Origin of the sequence: Pseudomonas sp. BP01 (assembly GCF_022760795.1) — a bacterium.
Classification (GTDB): domain Bacteria; phylum Pseudomonadota; class Gammaproteobacteria; order Pseudomonadales; family Pseudomonadaceae; genus Aquipseudomonas; species Aquipseudomonas putida_Q.
In genome coordinates, this window is sequence record NZ_JAFBKA010000050.1 from 12,154 (window position 1) to 31,080 (window position 18,927).

The following is an 18,927-nucleotide window of genomic DNA, read 5'->3' on the forward strand; positions in this document are numbered from 1 at the left end:
TGCAGAGGTAGAATCTCCAGTTTAGACGCAATTGAGAGAAGGTCATGGCCCACCCCTACAGTGCGCGCAGCCGCGCCATCGAACCCTTCCATGTCATGGCGTTGCTGGCCCGGGCCAACGAGCTGCAGGCGGCCGGGCACGACGTGATCCACCTGGAAATCGGCGAGCCGGACTTCACCACGGCCGCACCGATCGTCGTCGCCGGCCAGGCCGCGCTGGCTGCCGGGCACACCCGCTACACCGCCGCACGCGGCCTGCCGGCGCTGCGTGAAGCGATTGCCGGCTTCTATGGCCAGCGTTATGGCTTGAATATCGACCCGCAGCGCATCCTGATTACCCCAGGTGGTTCTGGCGCGCTGCTGCTGGCCAGCAGCCTGCTGGTCGACCCGGGCAAGCATTGGCTGCTGGCCGACCCGGGTTACCCGTGCAATCGCCACTTCCTGCGGCTGGTCGAGGGTGGGGCGCAACTGGTACCGGTGGGCCCGGAGGTGAATTACCAGCTGACCGCCGACCTGGTCGAGCGTTACTGGGACAAGGACACCGTCGGTGCCCTGGTCGCGTCGCCGGCTAACCCGACCGGTACTGTGCTGGGGCGCGAAGCGTTGGCCAGCCTTGCCAAAGCCACCCATGAGCGGCATGGCCACCTGGTGGTGGACGAGATCTACCATGGCCTCACTTATGGCATGGACGCGCCAAGCGTGCTGGAAGTCGACGACTCGGCGTTCGTCCTGAATAGTTTTTCCAAGTATTACGGCATGACCGGTTGGCGCCTTGGCTGGCTGGTGGCCCCACCTGGGGCAGTTGCCGACCTGGAGAAGCTGGCGCAGAACCTGTACATCAGTGCACCGAGCATGGCCCAGCATGCCGCGCTGGCCTGCTTCCAGCCCGAGAGCCTGGCCATTTTCGAAGAACGCCGGGCCGAGTTCGCCCGCCGTCGCGACTATCTGTTGCCCGCCTTGCGCGAATTGGGCTTCCGCATTGCCGTCGAGCCGCAGGGGGCGTTTTACCTGTATGCCGACATCAGCGCCTTTGGCGGTGATGCGTTTGCCTTCTGCCGGCACTTTCTGGAAACCGAGCACGTGGCGTTTACGCCGGGCCTGGATTTCGGCCGCCACCTGGCCGGGCACCATGTGCGCTTTGCCTACACCCAGAGCCTGCCGCGCCTGGAAGAGGCGGTGCAGCGCATTGCCCGCGGCCTGCGGAGCTGGCAAGGCTGATGCAGTTCTATCCTCCACTCGAACAGGGCCGCCTGCTGCGCCGTTACAAACGCTTTCTGGCGGACATCGAACTGGCCAGCGGTGAACAACTGACCATTCACTGCCCGAACACCGGCTCCATGCTCAACTGCATGCGTGAAGGCGGGCAGGTGTGGTTCAGCCGCTCCAACGACCCCAAGCGCAAGCTGCCAGGCACTTGGGAGATCAGCGAAACCCCGCAGGGGCGGCTGGCCTGTGTGAATACCGGGCGGGCCAACGCGCTGGTCGAAGAGGCATTGCGGGCCGGCATCATCGCCGAACTGGCCGGGTTCACCGCGCTCAAGCGCGAAGTGCCGTACGGTGAGGAAAGTAGCCGCATCGACTTTCGCCTGGAGTTCGACGGTGCCCCCGCGTACGTCGAGGTCAAGAGCGTGACCTTGGGCTACCCCGACAGCACAGTTGCAGCTTTCCCCGATGCGGTGACACAGCGCGGTGCCAAGCACCTGCGCGAGCTGGCGAAGTTGGCGCGCCAGGGCGTGCGTGCGGTGCAGTTGTATTGCGTGAACCTGACGGGCATCGACGCGGTACGCCCAGCTGAGGAAATCGACGCAGCCTATGCCCAGGCCCTGCGTGCGGCGGCGGCGGACGGCGTGGAGGTGCTGGCCTACGGCACCCGCCTGGACGCCGAAGGCATTGTAGTTGATCGCCGCCTGCCGGTGCTGCTTACGCCGTGAGCCAGATGCCTTGGCTGTCTTCGTGACAGCCAAGGGCCAGCAGTTGCTCACCCTCGCAGGGCCCGGCTACGCACTCGCCGCTTTCAATCAAAAACAGCGCGCCATGGTGAGCGCAGTGGATGAGGCTGGCGCTGTCATCGAGAAATGCATCTTGCGCCCAGTGCAGCGGTATGCCGCGGTGTGGGCAACGGTTGCGGTAGAGGTAAACCTGCCCCTGGCGGCGCACGCCGAACAGTTCGAGGCCGTCTACGCTGAAGGCGCGGCTGTGGCCTTCGGCCAGGGCGTGGGAGGTACAGAGCAAGTGCATGGCAAGGACGACTCATGAAACAGATGATGACTTGACGCGTCAATGCGAATAATTATCAAATTGCCCGCATTCGCTGCGCCTGCCTACCTATGGTGCGCAGTTCTGCCGCCCGCCACAAGGCGCGTGGCTCGCCTTCAGAAGGAACCCGATGATGCGCCGTCCAGTCGCCGTGCTCGCCCTGTGCGCAAGCCTTGTGCTTTCCACCCAGCCCTTGGCGGCCGAGTTGCCGCAACGCTGGGTCAGCGCGGGTGGTGCCCTGAGTGAGTGGATAACGGCACTGGGCGGTGAAGCGCGGCTTGTCGGTGTAGACACCACCAGCCAGCACCCGGCATCGCTGAAATCACTGCCCAGCGTGGGCTACCAGCGGCAGTTGTCGGCTGAAGGCATTCTCAGCCTGCGCCCGGATGTACTGGTGGGCACTGAGGAAATGGGCCCGCCGCCGGTACTCGCGCAAATCCGCAAGGCCGGTGTGCAGGTGGAGTTGTTCTCCAGCAAGGCCGAACTGGCGGCGGTGGATGAAAACCTCAAGCATTTGGGGCAGTTGCTGGGCTCAGAGCCGCAGGCTGCGGGGTTGGCGGCGGGTTACCACCAGCAAATCGAGGCTGTGCAGGCCAAGGTCAAGCAGGCCCAGGCCGGGCAAAAGGCACCTGGGGTGCTACTGCTGGTCGGCCATGCCGGGGCCAAGCCGCTGATCGCCGGGCAGGGCACGGCGGGTGACTGGCTGCTGGGTCAGGCAGGTGGGCACAACCTGGCAGAACATCAAGGCTACAAGAACTTCTCCAACGAAGCCTTGGCGGCGTTGGACCCGGACGTGATCGTGTTTTCCGACCGGGCGCTGGCCGATGAGCAGGCCTTGCAGGCGCTGTTGAAAGAAAACCCCGCGCTGGCTGCCTCGCGGGCGGTGCGTGAGAAACGCCTGGTGTCACTGGACCCGACGCTGCTGGTAGGCGGGCTTGGCCCACGCCTGCCATCGACCTTGCAGTCGCTGGCAGCCACCTTCTACCCGGCAGCCCAGGCCAGCTTCGCACAATGAAACAGCGGGTCCAGCCACGCACGTTGTTCGTTTGCCTGAGCCTGCTGTGCCTGTTGGCGGTGTGGCTGTCGCTGGCCCTGGGGCCGGTCAGCCTGCCACTGTTCGACACCCTGCGCGCCGGCCTGCGCCTGCTGGGGCTGCCAATTGCGGCTGACGGCCTGCAGCAGGCCGAGATGATCCTGGGCCAGATCCGCCTGCCGCGTACCTTGCTGGGGCTGGCGGTGGGCGCGGTGCTGGCGCTGTCCGGCGTGGCCATGCAGGGGCTGTTTCGCAACCCGTTGGCCGATCCAGGGCTGGTGGGGGTTGCCGCTGGGGCGGCGATGGGTGCCGCGGTCGCCATTGTCGGTGGTGCCTGGTTTGGCGGCATGCCGGAGGCTTTCGCGCCCTATCTGCTGTCGTTCTGCGCTTTTGTCGGGGGGCTTGGGGTAACCGCGTTGGTCTACCGTCTGGGGCGGCGCGATGGCCAGACCAACGTCGCAACCATGCTGCTGGCGGGCGTGGCCATGACTGCGCTGGGCGGCGCGGCCGTCGGGCTGTTTTCTTACCTGGCCGACGACGCCACCCTGCGCACGCTGACGTTCTGGAACCTTGGCAGCCTGAACGGTGCCAGCTACGAACGGCTGTGGCCATTGCTGCTGGTCGCAGCGGGGGTAGCGGTGTGGCTGCCACGCCGGGCCAAGGCGCTGAATGCCCTGTTACTGGGCGAGTCGGAGGCGCGCCACCTGGGTGTTGACGTGGAGCGGCTCAAGCGCGAGCTGGTGTTCTGCACGGCGCTGGGCGTAGGTGCGGCAGTGGCTGCCGCAGGGCTGATCGGTTTCATCGGCCTGGTGGTGCCGCACCTGGTGCGCTTGCTGGCCGGGCCTGATCACCGCGTGGTGCTACCTGCCTCGTTGCTGGCGGGGGGCGTGCTGATGCTGTTCGCCGACCTGGCGGCGCGGCTGCTGCTGGCGCCTGCCGAGTTGCCGATTGGTATTGTGACGGCCTTTATCGGTGCGCCGTTCTTTCTGGTCCTGCTGATACGAGGGCGCAGCTGATGTTGCAAGTCGAAGGCCTGCACCTGCGGCGGGGAAGCAACGAGGTGCTGCACGACGTTCACCTGCAGCTGAGCCCGGGGCAGGTGGTGGGTGTACTCGGCCCCAACGGTGCCGGCAAGAGCAGCCTGCTGGGTGTGTTGTGTGGCGAGTTGGCGCCCGACCGGGGGCGGGTGACGCTGCAGGGCCGGCCCCTCACCGATTGGCCTGGGCAGGAGCGGGCCAAGCGCTTGGCCGTGTTGCCACAGGTGTCTAGCCTGGGCTTCTCGTTCCGGGTCGAGGAGGTGGTGGGCATGGGGCGCATGCCGCATGGCACCGGGCAGCAGCGCGATGCGCAAATTATCGAAGCGGCGTTGCAGGCGGTGGATGCCTGGCACCTGGTGGGGCGCAGTTACCTGGCGCTATCGGGGGGCGAGCGGCAGCGGGTGCACCTGGCCCGCGTGCTGGCGCAGCTATGGCCGGGCGAGGAGGGGGCCACGCTGCTGCTCGACGAACCGACCTCGATGCTCGACCCGCTGCACCAGCACACCACACTGGAGTCCGTGCGCCGCTTTGCCGACCGCGGCGCCGCGGTGCTGGTGATCCTGCATGACCTGAACCTGGCAGCGCGCTACTGTGACCGTATCCTGTTGCTGGAACAGGGGCGCAGTCATGCGTTTGCCTCGCCCGAAGAGGTACTAACGCCCGCGGCGTTGAGGGCAGTCTACGGTATAGATGTGCTGGTGCAGGCGCACCCGGAGCGTGGGCATCCGCTGATCATCACCCGCTAGGAGGCATTGCCGATGCGTCATCCGCTGCTGTCCGGTTTCTCGCTTTGCCTGGTGTTGGCACTGGGTGGCTGCCAGGCCAGCCTGCCGCCGTTGCCCGCTTGGCAGGGCAGTGAGGGGCGTACGCATGCCGAGTTGGGGCACATCATCGACCTTGCCGGTGGCCAGGCGATCAGCCCTGAGCAACTGGTGCAACGCCTGGCGGGCGCCCCCCGTGTGCTGGTGGGCGAAAAACACGACAACCCGGACCATCACGCGCTGCAACTTTGGCTGCTGCGCGCGTTGCAGGGGCAGCGCGTGCAAGGCAGCCTTTTGCTGGAGATGCTGCAGCCTGAGCAGCAACCGCTGGTCGACAAGGTTCAGGGCCAGCCCCTACCGGCAGACTTGCCCAAGGCGCTGGCCTGGCAGGAGGGGTGGGATTGGCAACTGTACGGGCCGATCGTGCGTGAGGCCTTGCAGCAGCGAGTACCACTGCTGGCGGCCAACCTGTCGCCTGGCGAGATGCGCCAGGCCTATCGGCAGCCAGCCTCGCTGAGCGGCGAAAGGTCCAATGCACCGGCGGTAAAGGCTGCTTTGCTGGAGCAGGTACGCGCCGGGCATTGTGGGATGCTGCCGGAAAGCCAGTTGCCGGCGATGCTGGCCGTGCAGCAGCAGCGCGACCGGCGCATGGCCGAGCGTTTGCTGTCGGCGCCGCAGCCGGCACTGCTGTTTGCCGGGGCCTATCACGTGCGCAAGGACTTGGGCATACCCTTGCACCTGGCTGATCTGGGGGCGTCGGGGGAGAGCAAGGTATTGCTGCTGGCCGAGGTGGGCGAGCAGGTTGAGCCAGGCGAGGCTGATTACGTGTGGTACACGGCGGCGACGCCGGCGCAGGATTACTGCGCGCAGTTTCGCCAGTAGTGTGCACGGTAGTAAGGCCAAGCCAGGCGGCACAAAAACCACAGGCAAAAAAAGACCCGGCAAAGAGCCGGGTCAATAACCGTGATTAGCCTGATGAGGAGATAATCTGAGAGTCCGAACCAGGGGCTCTTAGGTTATCCAACCAGTCTCGCGACCAGTTGTGATAATCATAACGATTCTCATTTCGTAGTCAATCCCCTTTCCACAATTATTTTGGATTTTTTTGCGTAGGGTTTTTCGCGTCCAGTTGTTGATTGAGCGCTTCTTTGCGTTCGAGCGGCAGATCGTTCCAGTGCATGTCCAGCAGGGCGCCTTCAATGGCGTACAACAGCACCTTGGAAGCGCGGAACCCTCGTGTCTTTACGGCCTGGTATGCACCCACCGCACCCAGGCGACGCAGGTCCGATGCACTGTGGATGCCGGCGGCATGCAGCCACTGCGCAGAGGTCTTGCCAAGGTTCTTCAGGTGCTGCAATTCATCGTTCATCGAGCCTCCTTGCGATGGCTGAACGTGGATTGGAGGATAAATCGCGAGCAGGTCAGAGAGGAGTGTAGCGGGGGTTAGGAAATGCGCGGCCTTTTGCCATCGGGGCGATGAGCTGTCGGGACCTGTGCCGGCCTCTTCGCGGGTGAGCCCGCTCCCACAAGGTGCTCTACAAGCCTCAAGGTTGGCGTAGTACCTGTGGGAGCGGGTTTACCCGCGAAGGGGCCAGAACAGGAAAACGATGAACTTACAGGCCTGGCAAACGCTGGCGAATCTGCTCGATCACCTGGTCCATGCTGCCAGCGTCCTGGGTGTCGACCCGGGTGCTCTGCACCAGCTCCTGCGCATCCAGGGCTTCACGGCTGGCCTGCTGGGCCTTGACCACGTCCAAGGTGGCATCCGAAGGGTCGGTGTTTTCGGCCTGACGCTGTTCCAGCCAGCTGGCAATGACTGCCTCGGGTGCGTGGCAGTCAAGGATCAGGAACGGTACACCGGTCTGGCTGGCAACGTCTGCTGCCGCCTGGCGCTGTTCATGCTTGAGGTAGGTGGCATCCAGCACCACCGGAAAGCCGGCGCGCAAAACGGTTGCTGCCACTTCGTGCAAGCGTTGGTAAGTGGCGGCATTGGCATCCAGGTCATAAATGCCGGTAGTCAGTTGGCCGGCGTTGTCTTGCGGCTGTTCGCCGAACAGGCGCTTGCGCTCGACGTCGGAGCGCACACGAATGGCGCCCAAGGCCTCGACCAGGCGCATTGCCACGTGGCTCTTGCCCACTGCCGAGACACCATGGGTGATGGCCAGCAGCCGCGAAGGGATGGCGCTGTAGCTTTCGGCCAGGTTGGCGTAGTTGCGGTAGGTGCGCAGGGTGGTGGCCCGCTGCACGCCGTCGGCGTTGGCCGGCATGCTGAACAGCGCGACCTTGGCCCGTACCAGGGCGCGATAGGCTTTGTAGAAGTTGAGCACTTCCAGGCCTTCGTAATCGCCGGTCAGCTCCAGGTACTGGCTGATGAAGCGTCGTGCCAGGCACTTGAGGCCCCGATCTTCCAGGTCCATGGCGAGGAAACCGGTGTCGGCCCACACATCGGTCATGCGGAACGGCTCGTTGAACTCGATGCAGTCGAAGATCACCACCTGGCCGTTGATCAGGGTAGCGTTGCCCAGGTGGATGTCACCATGGCACTCGCGGGTGAAGCCATTGGCCTTGCGCGAGGCGAACAGGCCTTGCAGCCGCTCGAAACTGCTCCGCGCCCAAGCCTGCAGGTTGTCCAGTTGCAGCAGGTCGGCCTTGTCGCTGAGGAATGGGCGGATCTGCTCGAAGTTCTGCTCGACCGGGGCCATGACGCTTTCAGGCGAGCCGTAGGGCTGCTCGGCAGATACCTTTGGGGTCTGCAGGTGGAACTCGGCGATTTGCCGGGCCATCTGGTCGATGTGCGCGGCATTCAGCTCGCCATTGGCCTGCAGGGTGCTGAGCATCTGCCCCTGGGGGAACTGGCGCATCTTCAGCGCGTATTCGATGGCCTCGCCTTCGCCGCCGATCTGCGGCGCTTCGACGCTGCCGGTAACGGGCAATACCTCCAGGTACAGGCCGTCGGTCAGGCGCTGGTTCAGGCGCAACTCTTCGTTACAGAAATGCTGGCGCTGGCCCAGTTCGGTGAAGTCGAGAAAGCCGAAGTTCATCGGTTTCTTGATCTTGTAGGCGTACTCGCCGGTCAGCAGCACCCAGGAGATATGCGTCTCGATGAGCTGGAACCCATCCACGGGGTGAGGGTACAGGGCAGGGTTCTGCAGCGCAGTGATAAGGGCTTGGCTCACGGGAAATCCTTCCGGGGGCAGGGAATTCGAATGCGCCATTATGGTCAATGGTGCCGTCCCTGCCTACCGCTGGGCCGTCTGCCCAGCCTTTATAAAGTGCGTATAATCCGCCGCCATGACCCGAACCCGAAATCCCCGTACCCCTCAGAAACGCCCGACCGGCCGCTCCCGCGCCTGGCTGGGCTGGGCTTTGAAGCTCAGCCTGGTAGGCCTGGTGATCGTTGCCGGCTTCGCGGTTTACCTTGATGCCGTTGTGCAGGAGAAGTTCTCCGGCAAGCGCTGGACCATCCCGGCCAAGGTGTATGCCCGGCCGCTGGAACTCTTCACTGGTCAGAAACTGAGCAAGAATGACTTCCTTACCGAACTCGACGCGCTCGGCTACCGGCGTGAAAGCGCGGCCAACGGCCCGGGTGCGGCGGCCGTCAACGGCAACACCGTCGACCTCAATACCCGTGGCTTCCAGTTCTACGAGGGCATGGAGCCGGCGCAGTTTGTGCGCGTGCGCTTCTCCGGCGATTACGTGGCGGGCCTTTCTGCTGCCAACGGCAAGGCGCTCGACGTGGTGCGGCTGGAGCCGCTGATGATCGGCGGCATCTACCCGAAGAACCTCGAAGACCGCATCCTGATCAAGATCGACCAGGTGCCCAAATACCTGCTCGAAACCTTGGTGGCGACCGAAGACCGCGACTTCTACAGCCACTACGGCGTGTCGCCCAAGTCGATCGCCCGGGCAATGTGGGTCAACACCTCGTCCGGTTCGATGCGCCAGGGGGGGAGTACCCTGACTCAGCAGCTGGTGAAGAACTTCTACCTCAGCAGCGAACGCAGCCTTAGCCGCAAGCTGACCGAAGCGATGATGGCCATGCTGCTTGAGTTGCACTACGACAAGCGCGAGATTCTCGAGGCCTACCTCAACGAGGTGTTTGTCGGTCAGGATGGCCAGCGTGCCGTTCACGGCTTCGGCCTGGCCAGCCAGTTCTTCTTCAGCCAGCCGCTTTCGGAGCTGAAGCTGCATCAGATCGCCTTGCTGGTGGGCATGGTCAAGGGGCCATCCTACTACAATCCGCGGCGTTACCCTGACCGCGCCCTGGCCCGCCGCAACCTGGTGCTCGACCTGGTGGCCGAGCAGGGCGTGGCGAGCCAGGCGGAAGTCGATGCGGCGAAGAAGATGCCGTTGGGCGTGACCAAGCGCGGCAGCCTGGCCGACAGCTCGTTCCCGGCCTTCCTCGACCTGGTCAAGCGTCAGCTGCGCCAGGACTACCGCGACGAAGACTTGACCGAAGAAGGCCTGCGTATTTTCACCAGCTTTGACCCGATCCTGCAGATGAAGGCCGAAACCTCGATGAGCGAGACCTTCAAGCGCCTGGCAGGGCGCAAGGGTGCTGACGAGGTGGAATCGGCAATGGTCGTGACCAACCCGGAAACCGGTGAGGTACAGGCGCTGATCGGTAGCCGCCAGGCAGGCTTCGCCGGTTTCAACCGGGCCATCGACGCGGTGCGGCCGATCGGCTCGCTGGTCAAGCCGTCGGTGTACCTGACTGCGCTGGAGCAGCCGAGCAAGTACACCCTGACCACCTGGGTGCAGGATGAGCCATTTTCGGTCAAGGGTGCCGATGGCCAGGTCTGGCGCCCACAAAACTATGACCGTCGACCGCATGGCACCATCTACCTGTACCAGGGGCTTGCCAACTCGTACAACCTGTCTACCGCCAAGCTTGGCCTGGAAGTGGGCGTGCCCAATGTGATCAAGACCATTGGCCGGCTGGGGGTGAATGTCGACTGGCCAGCCTTCCCGGCCATGTTGCTGGGTGCTGGCGGCATGTCGCCGATGCAGGTTGCAACCATGTACCAGACCATCGCCAACGGCGGTTTCAACACCCCGATGCGTGGTATCCGCAGTGTGCTGACTGCCGAGGGCGAACCGCTCAAGCGCTACCCGTTCCAGATCCAGCAAACCTTCGACCCGGGGGCCATCTACCTGGTGCAGAACGCCATGCAGCGGGTCATGCGCGAAGGTACCGGGCGCTCGGTGTACAACACCTTGCCGCGCTCGCTGACCCTGGCGGGCAAGACTGGTACCAGTAACGACTCGCGCGACAGCTGGTTCTCCGGCTTCAGCCAGGACCTGCTGGCCGTGGTGTGGATGGGCCGTGACGATAACGGCAAAACACCCTTCACAGGTGCCACCGGTGCCCTGCAGGTGTGGACCAGCTTTATGAAGAAGGCCGACCCGCTGCCGCTGGACATGCCGCAGCCGGACAACGTGGTGCAGGCCTGGATCGACCCTTACAGTGGCCATGGGTCTGATGGCAGCTGTCCGGGAGCGGTGCAGATGCCGTATATTCGCGGGAGTGAACCGCCCGCCGGCGCGACCTGTGGCGGCGAGCAGAATCCTGCAGAATCAGTCATGGACTGGGTCAAAGGCTGGATGAATTAAGCACAGGCTGCATTGATGAGGTGTGACGTGAACAAGTGGCTGTTTCCTGCCGTGACGGCGTTGGCTGTGCTCCAGGGGTGCTCCAGCGTCCCGCGCGGCAATATACCGGTGGTCGATTCGAGCACCCGCGTGTCCAACAGCGAGCGCGTGACGGCTAACCGCTCGGCGGGTGGCTATAACACGGGCACCGCGCAAGCGCAGACGTTGCCCGAAGACTCCGGCGTCACCGTGATGATTCCGCAGGGCGCTGGCGCTTCAGGCATCCAGACGTTCCCGGCTGCCAACGGCGCAGCGCCGATCAGCACCTCGCCAATCACGCCGGGCCCGATTACCCCAGGCCCGGCCAGTTCGGCGCCGATGACCACAAACCCGAACCCGATCGCCGACGAGCCGTTCGACATCGCGGCCATGAGCAGCACCCCGCCAAGTACCAGTGCGCCAACGGGTATTCCGCGCAGCAACACCGCTGCGGGTGGTCTGTCGGCCGACGAGCAGCTGGACGGCCCGGTGCTGGCACTGCTGACCACCGCGCAATCCCAGCAGGGCAGTGGTGACTTCAACGGGGCGGCTTCGAGCCTGGAGCGTGCCCAGCGCATTGCCCCGCGCGAGCCGCAAGTGCTGTACCGCCTGGCCCAGGTGCGCCTGTCGCAAGGTGATGCGGCGCAGGCCGAGCAGCTGGCGCGTCGCGCCCTGACTTACGCCAACGGCCGCCCAAGCCTGCAGGCCGAGCTGTGGAACACCATCGCCCAGGCCCGTGAAAAGCAAGGTGACAGCGCTGGCGCAGCACTGGCCCGGCAGAAGGCGCGGGTCAATTCGTGATGATCGAACAACGCATTCTGGACATTGCCGACCACCTTTTGCTGATTGAACGTGAACTGGTGGTGCAAGGGTGGTGGGATGACGAGCCACCCAGCGACGAGGCGCTGGCCAGTACCGTGCCGTTCGCTGTCGATACCCTAAGTTTCGAGCAGTGGCTGCAATGGATCTTCCTGCCGCGCATGAAGATCATCATCGAGCTGGGCCATCCGCTGCCCAATGCCTCCAGCATCCTGGTCATGGCCGAGACCGTGTTTACCGACCGGCCGGAGCAAAGTCGTGAGCTGCGCCGGCTGTTGGCAGCATTTGACCAATTGATCGCTCCTTCCGCCTGATTTCTTCAGTTTTTCCTTCAAGGGCCGCAGATTGTGGCCCTTTTTTGTGGAAATCTTATTTATTCTGCTGCTGAAGCGATTTTTAGTGGTGGCAGGAATTCATCTTGGGGAAAAATTGGCAATAATTTTTCTTGACATGTTGGCGCCGAATCACAAGAATCCAACTTCCGCTGTAGAGGGACTGCCAGAAGCAGACCCGCTAAGCAGATCATGAGGCGCACACCCGCGCCGACCTGTTACACCCCGCAACGCGTTACCTCGCGCTGGGTGGGAAAACCCCGCAACACTCTGGGGTGCTCCCAATACTTGCTCAGTCAGTGCTGACGTTTTCGCTCATGCTCTGCTTGGCAGTAAACCTATTAAGACCCGTCCACTAGGGACGGTATTCTGGCGTTTTAGAGGTGAACAACGTGGAGCTTTTATCTGGCGCTGAGATGGTCGTCCGCTTTTTGCGTGACGAAGGCGTTAAGCACATCTACGGGTACCCTGGTGGTGCTCTCCTGCATGTTTACGACGCGCTGTTCAAAGAACCGGAAGTGGAACACATCCTGGTTCGTCACGAGCAGGCGGCAACCCATATGGCGGACGGCTACGCCCGCGCCACCGGCAAGGCCGGTGTGGTGCTGGTAACCTCCGGCCCGGGCGCGACCAATGCCATTACCGGCATTGCCACCGCCTACATGGATTCGATTCCGATGGTCATCCTGTCCGGCCAGGTGCCTAGCACCATGGTGGGTACCGATGCCTTCCAGGAAACCGACATGATTGGTATCTCGCGGCCGATCGTGAAGCACAGCTTCATGATCAAGAACCCGACCGAGATCCCGGAAGTCCTGAAAAAAGCCTTCTACCTGGCGCAATCCGGTCGCCCAGGTCCGGTCGTGGTCGACATTCCAAAAGATATGACCAACCCGGCCGAGAAGTTCGAATACGTCTACCCGAAAAAGGTCAAGCTGCGCTCCTACAGCCCGGCGGTCCGTGGCCATTCCGGCCAGATCCGCAAGGCCGCCGAGATGCTCCTGGCTGCCAAACGCCCGATCGTCTACTCCGGTGGCGGTGTGATTCTCGGCGGTGGCTCCGAAGCGCTGACCGAAATCGCCAAGTCGCTTAACCTGCCAGTCACCAATACCCTGATGGGCCTGGGTGGCTTCCCGGGTACCGACCGCCAGTTCCTCGGCATGCTCGGCATGCACGGCAGCTACACCGCCAACATGGCCATGCACAATGCCGACGTGATCCTCGCTGTGGGCGCACGCTTTGACGACCGCGTGGTCAACGGCCCGGCCAAGTTCTGCCCGAACGCCAAGATCATCCACATCGACATCGACCCGGCGTCGATCTCCAAGATGATCAAGGCTGACGTGCCAATCGTCGGCCCGGTCGACAGCGTGCTCAGCGAAATGCTCGGCATCCTCAAGGAAATCGGCGAGCAGCCTGACAAGGCGGCGCTGGATGCCTGGTGGAAGCAGATTGACGAATGGCGTGGCGATGGCGAACTGTTCCCTTACGACAAGGGCGACGGCAATGTCATCAAACCGCAGAAAGTCATCGAGACCCTGTGCGAAGTGACCCATGGCGATGCCTTTGTCACCTCCGACGTGGGCCAGCACCAGATGTTCGCGGCGCAGTACTACCGCTTCAACAAGCCGAACCGCTGGATCAACTCCGGTGGCCTGGGCACCATGGGCTTCGGCTTCCCGGCGGCGATGGGCGTGAAGCTCAACTTCCCGGACCAGGACGTTGCCTGCGTGACCGGCGAAGGCAGCATCCAGATGAACATCCAGGAGCTGTCCACCTGCATGCAGTACGGCTTGCCGGTGAAAATCGTCAACCTGAACAACGGTGTGTTGGGCATGGTTCGTCAGTGGCAGGACATGGCCTACAACGGTCGTCACTCGCACTCGTACGTCGAGTCGCTGCCTGACTTCATCAAGCTGGCCGAGGCCTATGGCCATGTGGGTATCCGCATCACCAGCCTGAAGGACCTCAAGCCGAAGCTGGAAGAAGCGTTTGCGATGAAGGACCGTCTGGTGTTCATCGACATCGCGGTTGACCGCAGCGAGCACGTCTATCCGATGCAGATCAAGGATGGCTCGATGCGTGACATGTGGCTGAGCAAGACGGAGCGTACCTGATATGCGGCATATCATTTCCCTGCTGCTGGAAAACGAACCAGGTGCGTTGTCCCGTGTGGTCGGCCTGTTCTCCCAGCGCAACTACAACATTGAAAGCCTGACCGTGGCGCCGACCGAAGACCCGACCCTGTCGCGTCTGACGCTGACCACCGTTGGCCATGACGAAGTGATCGAACAGATCACCAAGAACCTGAACAAGCTGGTCGAAGTGGTCAAGCTTGTCGACCTGTCGGAAAGCGCTCACATCGAGCGTGAACTGATGCTGGTCAAGGTCAAGGCCACCGGTGCCCAGCGCGCCGAGATCAAGCGCACCACGGATATCTTCCGTGGCCAGATCGTCGACGTGACCGCCAGCGTGTACACCGTGCAGCTGAGCGGCACCAGCGACAAACTGGACAGCTTCATCCAGGCGATCGGCACTGCATCGATTCTCGAAACCGTGCGCAGCGGCGTTACCGGCATTGCCCGTGGCGACAAAGTGCTCAGCATCTAAATTCAAAAATTAGCGATGGCTCCGCAGGGGCCGAGATATAACCAGGGGTATTTCATGAAAGTTTTCTACGATAAAGACTGCGACCTTTCCATCATCCAGGGCAAGAAAGTCGCCATCATCGGTTACGGTTCCCAGGGCCACGCCCAAGCGTGCAACCTGAAAGACTCCGGTGTAGACGTTACCGTCGGTCTGCGTAAAGGTTCGGCTACCGTTGCCAAGGCTGAAGCCCACGGCCTGAAAGTTGCCGACGTTGCTACCGCTGTCGCTGCGGCTGACCTGGTCATGATCCTGACCCCGGACGAGTTCCAGGGCGCTCTGTACAAGAACGAGATCGAGCCGAACATCAAGAAGGGCGCTACCCTGGCCTTCTCCCACGGCTTCTCGATCCACTACAACCAGGTTGTTCCGCGTGCCGACCTCGACGTGATCATGATCGCGCCGAAGGCCCCGGGCCACACCGTTCGCTCCGAGTTCGTCAAAGGCGGCGGCATCCCTGACCTGATCGCTATCTACCAGGACGCTTCGGGCAATGCCAAGAACGTTGCCCTGTCCTACGCTTCGGGCGTTGGTGGCGGCCGTACCGGCATCATCGAAACCACCTTCAAGGACGAAACCGAAACCGACCTGTTCGGTGAGCAGGCTGTTCTGTGCGGCGGTACCGTTGAACTGGTCAAGGCCGGTTTCGAAACCCTGGTCGAAGCTGGCTACGCGCCGGAAATGGCCTACTTCGAGTGCCTGCACGAACTGAAGCTGATCGTTGACCTCATGTACGAAGGCGGCATCGCCAACATGAACTACTCGATCTCCAACAACGCCGAATACGGTGAGTACGTTACCGGCCCGGAAGTCATCAACGAAGAATCCCGCAAGGCCATGCGCAACGCTCTGAAGCGCATCCAGGACGGCGAGTACGCGAAGATGTTCATCTCCGAAGGTGCTACCAACTACCCATCGATGACCGCCAAGCGCCGCAACAACGCCGCTCACGGCATCGAAATCATCGGCGAGCAACTGCGCTCGATGATGCCGTGGATCTCGGCTAACAAAATCGTCGACAAGACCAAGAACTAAGTCTTATCGAAAGATGAAAAACGCGGCTTCGGCCGCGTTTTTTCGTTCTGGCAGCCCGCTTCTGGTATAAAGCAGACCAGTGGCCTGCTGTCAGAACCTGTTTCGCGGGCCCGTGTCGAACATTTTCCATCCTGTTGCAAGGTACCCTTTATGAGCGAACGTCCCGAAGAGCCGAACAAGCCCTCCGACGCCGAAAGCCTGCTACCTATCGATGAGCACATTGAAGAAGGGCACGACGCCGAAGGCCGCAAGGTGCGCCACCGCGGCATCTACCTGCTGCCCAACCTGTTTACCACCGCCAACCTGTTTGCCGGCTTCTATTCCATTATCAGCTCGATGAGCGCACAGAGCGCCCTGAGTGCCGGTGACCCGCGCGAGGCGAGCAAGTATTTCGCTTTTGCCGCCATCGCCATTTTCGTGGCCATGGTGCTCGACGGCCTGGACGGCCGCGTTGCGCGCATGACCAATACCCAGAGTGCCTTCGGTGCCGAGTACGACTCGCTGTCGGATATGGTCGCCTTCGGCGTGGCCCCTGCGTTGCTGGCCTTTGGCTGGGCGCTGGGTGACATGGGCAAGGTCGGCTGGATGGTCGCCTTCATCTATGTGGCCGGTGCCGCGCTGCGCCTGGCACGCTTCAATACCCAGGTCGGTACCGCCGACAAGCGCTACTTCATCGGCCTGGCCAGCCCGGCTGCTGCCGGCGTGGTGGCGGGTACCGTGTGGGCGTTCAGCGATTACGGTATTCAGGGCTCCAAGCTGTCGTTCCTGGTGGCGCTGCTGGTGGCTGCTGCCGGCATGCTGATGGTCAGTAACATCAAGTACAACAGCTTCAAGGAGCTGGACCTCAAGGGCCGCGTGCCATTCGTGGCCATCCTTGCCGTGGTGCTGGTGTTTGCCGTCGTGTTCAGCGACCCGCCGCGCATCCTGCTGCTGATCTTCCTCGCTTATGCGGCGTCGGGGCCGATCCAGTTCCTGTTGAAGGCGCGCCGGCGCAAAGCGTAAAAATTGCTTAACGCTGGAATAACCCTCCGGCTCCATAGTCTTACTGGTACATCCGTTATCCAGTGCTATGGAGCCGCCCATGCTCATCAAGCTTCCCAGGTCTTCCGAGTGCAAGGCGTCGGAGATCACACCCGAAGGCATCTACCTTTCTCGTCGTACCCTGCTGGGTGGCTCATTGGCCGGTCTGGCGCTGGGCGCATTGCCGGGCAGGGCGGGCGCTGCTGAAGTTTCGCGTTATGCGGATGTGCAGGCGGGTGCCGCACCGGCCTGGTTCACTGACAAGCTCGCTGCCACGCACTGGCAGGCGGTGACGGTGAAGGACGAGGCGATCACGCCGTTCAAGGATGCCACCCACTACAACAACTTCTATGAGTTCGGGCCTGACAAGGGCGACCCGGCAGCCAATGGCGACAGCCTGGAGACCGAACCGTGGTCGATCGTGGTGGATGGTGAGGTTGGCAAGCCCGGGCGCTATGCACTGGAAGACTTCGTCAAGCCCTATCAGCTTGAAGAGCGGGTCTATCGGCTGCGTTGCGTAGAGGCATGGTCGATGGTCATTCCGTGGCTGGGGTTCCCGCTGGCGCAGGTACTCAAGCAGGTCGAACCGACTTCCAGGGCGCGCTATGTGCGCTTCGAAACGTTGAAAGATCCACAGCATATGCCTGGGCAGCGCTCAGGGTTCGCCTTGATCGACTGGCCTTATAGAGAAGGGCTGCGCCTGGACGAGGCAATGCACCCGCTGGCGATCCTGGCGGTAGGCATGTATGGCCGCGAACTGCCCAATCAGAATGGCGCACCGTTGCGCCTGGTGGTGCCGTGGAAGTATGGCTTCAAGAGCATCAAGTCGATCGTGCGCATCAGCCTGGTGGCTGAACAGCCCGGCACTACGTGGGAAGGGCTGGCGCCGGATGAATATGGTTTCTATGCCAACGTGAACCCGACGGTCGATCACCCGCGCTGGAGCCAGGCGCGCGAACGCCGTTTGCCCAGCGGGTTGTTCAGCCCCAATGTGCGAGAGACGCAGATGTTCAATGGTTACGCTGATGAAGTGGCGTCGCTGTATACCGGGCTTGATCTGCGGAAGAATTATTGATGCGGTACCCCTGGTTTCGCCTCGCCATCTTCATCGTGGGATGCCTGTTCCCGGCGTGGTGGCTGTATGAGGCGGCGATGAACCTGCTGGGGCCTGACCCCGGGAAGATCATGATGGATCGCCTTGGGCTTGGAGCACTTACCTTCCTGTTGGTGACCTTGAGCATGACGCCACTGCAGAAGGTGACGGGCTGGTCGGGGTGGATCGTGGTGCGTCGGCAGCTGGGGTTGTGGGTGTTTGCTTACATAGTGCTGCACATCCTCTGTTACCTGTTCTTTATTCTTGGGCTGGATTGGGGGCAGTTGGCGGTGGAGCTGCGCAAGCGGCCTTACATTATTGTGGGTGCGCTTGGGTTCCTGTGCTTGCTGGCCTTGGCGGCTACCTCGAATCGGTATAGCCAGCGGCGGCTGGGGGTGCGGTGGAAGAAGCTGCACAGGTTGGTGTATCTGGTTCTTGGGCTGGGGTTGCTGCACTTTTTGTGGATTGTGCGCTCGGATTTGAGGGAGTGGGCTGTCTATGCGTTTATTGGTGCTGTGCTAATGGTGCTGAGGGTTCCTGCTGTTGGGCGAGGGCTTTCGAGGGTTGGCAGGAAGCAGGGTAGGGCGGTTTGAGCGCGGGGTTGGGCTGCCAGGGCCCGTCTCGGGATAGCATTGGCTGTGAAAGGTGCCCGCCTTTGTTCCTCTGGCGCTCGATCTCACAGGTGCAGAATGAGTTGTGGCGGGCCCCTGGTGGCCTTTCCACTGTGTTTCCCGCTTATATTTCAGTTTCTTGAAATTAAAGGTTGACGCCCCTCCGAATCCCCTTATAATGCGCCCCACTTCCAGCGACATCGGAACGACAAACTCTTTGAGATTCAATGAGTTAAGTAGTTAAGGTGATGCTGAAAGGGCTACGATCGAAAGATCGCAAGCGGTTGAAATGGTGGTTGACAGCGCTTCTAAACGCTGTATGATTCGCCTCCCGCTACGAGAGATCGCAGCGAGCCAAGTGTTTGAAGCTAAACGAGTTTCTCGCAAAAAACTTCAAAATAAACGCTTGACAGGCTCTGAGGAAAGCGTAGAATGCGCGCCTCGGTTGAGATGAAAAGCTCTTAACCAAACGCTCTTTAACAAATCGAATCAAGCAATTCGTGTGGGTGCTTGTGAGTATGGACTGGTAGTCAAAAAGATTATCAGCATCACAAGTGACCATGCGAGAAATCACATAGTCATTTGAGATTGCTGAGCCAAGTTTAGGGTTTCTTAAAAACCCAAGCAGTATTGAACTGAAGAGTTTGATCATGG

The 18,927-nt window shown here is 62.0% G+C and carries 18 protein-coding genes; 15 read left to right on the forward strand and 3 right to left on the reverse strand.

The annotated features are described in order from the left end of the window. Positions 1-44 precede the first annotated feature (44 nt). On the forward strand, positions 45-1,217 hold the full coding sequence (locus JOY50_RS27700) for a pyridoxal phosphate-dependent aminotransferase (protein ID WP_132844405.1): 1,173 nt from the start codon (positions 45-47) through the stop codon (positions 1,215-1,217). Continuing rightward, entirely contained in the window at positions 1,217-1,930 is a 714-nt protein-coding gene (gene sfsA, locus JOY50_RS27705; RefSeq protein ID WP_132844407.1) for a DNA/RNA nuclease SfsA, read from the forward strand. Before JOY50_RS27700 ends, sfsA begins: the two co-directional genes overlap by 1 nt. Here the strand turns inward: sfsA and JOY50_RS27710 are convergent. Then, positions 1,920-2,237, reverse strand: a complete 318-nt coding sequence (locus JOY50_RS27710; RefSeq protein ID WP_132844409.1) for a Rieske (2Fe-2S) protein — start codon at positions 2,235-2,237, stop codon at positions 1,920-1,922. The genes sfsA and JOY50_RS27710 overlap by 11 nt on opposite strands. Positions 2,238-2,385: 148 nt before the next feature. On the opposite strand from JOY50_RS27710, the gene JOY50_RS27715 reads away from it, so the two are divergent. The 4 genes from JOY50_RS27715 to JOY50_RS27730 are packed head-to-tail and all read left to right on the forward strand — an operon-like array spanning position 2,386 to position 5,968. Continuing rightward, complete coding sequence (locus tag JOY50_RS27715; RefSeq protein WP_132844411.1) at positions 2,386-3,270, forward strand: hemin ABC transporter substrate-binding protein; 885 nt, start codon at positions 2,386-2,388, stop codon at positions 3,268-3,270. A 50-nt stretch (positions 3,271-3,320) separates the two neighbouring features. Beyond that, complete coding sequence (locus JOY50_RS27720; RefSeq protein WP_162471788.1) at positions 3,321-4,304, forward strand: iron ABC transporter permease; 984 nt, start codon at positions 3,321-3,323, stop codon at positions 4,302-4,304. Then, positions 4,304-5,071: a heme ABC transporter ATP-binding protein gene (locus JOY50_RS27725; RefSeq protein WP_132844415.1), complete on the forward strand. Its 768-nt coding sequence runs from the start codon at positions 4,304-4,306 to the stop codon at positions 5,069-5,071. The genes JOY50_RS27720 and JOY50_RS27725 overlap by 1 nt, the downstream gene beginning before the upstream one ends. A 12-nt stretch (positions 5,072-5,083) precedes the next feature. Further along, on the forward strand, positions 5,084-5,968 hold the full coding sequence (locus JOY50_RS27730; RefSeq protein ID WP_132844417.1) for a ChaN family lipoprotein: 885 nt from the start codon (positions 5,084-5,086) through the stop codon (positions 5,966-5,968). A gap of 208 nt (positions 5,969-6,176) precedes the next feature. Here JOY50_RS27730 and JOY50_RS27735 read toward each other — a convergent pair whose 3' ends face one another. Next, a complete protein-coding gene (locus JOY50_RS27735; protein WP_016489141.1) occupies positions 6,177-6,455 on the reverse strand; it encodes a TfoX/Sxy family protein in 279 nt (92 codons plus the stop codon). Between the two features lie 244 nt (positions 6,456-6,699). After that, positions 6,700-8,262: a bifunctional aminoglycoside phosphotransferase/ATP-binding protein gene (locus JOY50_RS27740; RefSeq protein WP_132844419.1), complete on the reverse strand. Its 1,563-nt coding sequence runs from the start codon at positions 8,260-8,262 to the stop codon at positions 6,700-6,702. A gap of 115 nt (positions 8,263-8,377) precedes the next feature. On the opposite strand from JOY50_RS27740, the gene mrcB reads away from it, so the two are divergent. The 9 genes from mrcB to msrQ all read left to right on the forward strand — a co-directional run bounded on the left by mrcB (position 8,378) and on the right by msrQ (position 18,255). After that, positions 8,378-10,699 (forward strand): penicillin-binding protein 1B, encoded by a 2,322-nt coding sequence (gene mrcB / locus JOY50_RS27745; protein WP_019471251.1) that lies wholly within the window; start codon positions 8,378-8,380, stop codon positions 10,697-10,699. 15 nt (positions 10,700-10,714) lie between these two features. Further along, entirely contained in the window at positions 10,715-11,518 is an 804-nt protein-coding gene (locus JOY50_RS27750) for a tetratricopeptide repeat protein (RefSeq protein ID WP_132844421.1), read from the forward strand. Then, complete coding sequence (locus JOY50_RS27755) at positions 11,518-11,850, forward strand: YqcC family protein (protein ID WP_016489137.1); 333 nt, start codon at positions 11,518-11,520, stop codon at positions 11,848-11,850. Before JOY50_RS27750 ends, JOY50_RS27755 begins: the two co-directional genes overlap by 1 nt. A 410-nt stretch (positions 11,851-12,260) precedes the next feature. Further along, positions 12,261-13,985, forward strand: coding sequence for an acetolactate synthase 3 large subunit (locus JOY50_RS27760; RefSeq protein WP_028614116.1), 1,725 nt, complete (start codon positions 12,261-12,263; stop codon positions 13,983-13,985). Between the two features lies 1 nt (position 13,986). Beyond that, positions 13,987-14,478 carry an acetolactate synthase small subunit gene (ilvN, locus tag JOY50_RS27765; RefSeq protein WP_003250040.1) on the forward strand — a complete coding sequence of 164 codons (492 nt, stop codon included), beginning with the start codon at positions 13,987-13,989 and terminating at the stop codon, positions 14,476-14,478. Positions 14,479-14,532: 54 nt separating this feature from the next. Further along, complete coding sequence (ilvC, locus tag JOY50_RS27770; RefSeq protein WP_003250043.1) at positions 14,533-15,549, forward strand: ketol-acid reductoisomerase; 1,017 nt, start codon at positions 14,533-14,535, stop codon at positions 15,547-15,549. A 150-nt stretch (positions 15,550-15,699) separates the two neighbouring features. Then, on the forward strand, positions 15,700-16,551 hold the full coding sequence (gene pssA / locus JOY50_RS27775; protein WP_016501605.1) for a CDP-diacylglycerol--serine O-phosphatidyltransferase: 852 nt from the start codon (positions 15,700-15,702) through the stop codon (positions 16,549-16,551). A 79-nt stretch (positions 16,552-16,630) separates the two neighbouring features. After that, the gene (msrP, locus tag JOY50_RS27780; RefSeq protein ID WP_132844424.1) at positions 16,631-17,644 is read left to right on the forward strand and encodes a protein-methionine-sulfoxide reductase catalytic subunit MsrP; all 1,014 of its coding nucleotides are present in this window, start codon (positions 16,631-16,633) and stop codon (positions 17,642-17,644) included. After that, on the forward strand, positions 17,644-18,255 hold the full coding sequence (msrQ, locus tag JOY50_RS27785) for a protein-methionine-sulfoxide reductase heme-binding subunit MsrQ (RefSeq protein WP_138737602.1): 612 nt from the start codon (positions 17,644-17,646) through the stop codon (positions 18,253-18,255). Before msrP ends, msrQ begins: the two co-directional genes overlap by 1 nt. Positions 18,256-18,927: the final 672 nt, after the last annotated feature.

Bases quoted from the DNA above. Each gene is read 5' to 3' on its own strand.
- msrP (WP_132844424.1), top strand. From the start codon at position 16,631: ATGCTCATCAAGCTTCCCAGGTCTTCCGAGTGCAAGGCGTCGGAGATC.
- ilvN (WP_003250040.1), top strand. From the start codon at position 13,987: ATGCGGCATATCATTTCCCTGCTGCTGGAAAACGAACCAGGTGCGTTG.
- msrQ (WP_138737602.1), top strand. From the start codon at position 17,644: ATGCGGTACCCCTGGTTTCGCCTCGCCATCTTCATCGTGGGATGCCTG.
- mrcB (WP_019471251.1), top strand. From the start codon at position 8,378: ATGACCCGAACCCGAAATCCCCGTACCCCTCAGAAACGCCCGACCGGC.
- JOY50_RS27750 (WP_132844421.1), top strand. From the start codon at position 10,715: ATGAGGTGTGACGTGAACAAGTGGCTGTTTCCTGCCGTGACGGCGTTG.
- ilvC (WP_003250043.1), top strand. From the start codon at position 14,533: ATGAAAGTTTTCTACGATAAAGACTGCGACCTTTCCATCATCCAGGGC.
- JOY50_RS27700 (WP_132844405.1), top strand. From the start codon at position 45: ATGGCCCACCCCTACAGTGCGCGCAGCCGCGCCATCGAACCCTTCCAT.
- pssA (WP_016501605.1), top strand. From the start codon at position 15,700: ATGAGCGAACGTCCCGAAGAGCCGAACAAGCCCTCCGACGCCGAAAGC.
- JOY50_RS27725 (WP_132844415.1), top strand. From the start codon at position 4,304: ATGTTGCAAGTCGAAGGCCTGCACCTGCGGCGGGGAAGCAACGAGGTG.
- JOY50_RS27755 (WP_016489137.1), top strand. From the start codon at position 11,518: ATGATCGAACAACGCATTCTGGACATTGCCGACCACCTTTTGCTGATT.
- JOY50_RS27730 (WP_132844417.1), top strand. From the start codon at position 5,084: ATGCGTCATCCGCTGCTGTCCGGTTTCTCGCTTTGCCTGGTGTTGGCA.
- JOY50_RS27735 (WP_016489141.1), bottom strand. From the start codon at position 6,455: ATGAACGATGAATTGCAGCACCTGAAGAACCTTGGCAAGACCTCTGCG.
- JOY50_RS27710 (WP_132844409.1), bottom strand. From the start codon at position 2,237: ATGCACTTGCTCTGTACCTCCCACGCCCTGGCCGAAGGCCACAGCCGC.
- JOY50_RS27715 (WP_132844411.1), top strand. From the start codon at position 2,386: ATGATGCGCCGTCCAGTCGCCGTGCTCGCCCTGTGCGCAAGCCTTGTG.
- sfsA (WP_132844407.1), top strand. From the start codon at position 1,217: ATGCAGTTCTATCCTCCACTCGAACAGGGCCGCCTGCTGCGCCGTTAC.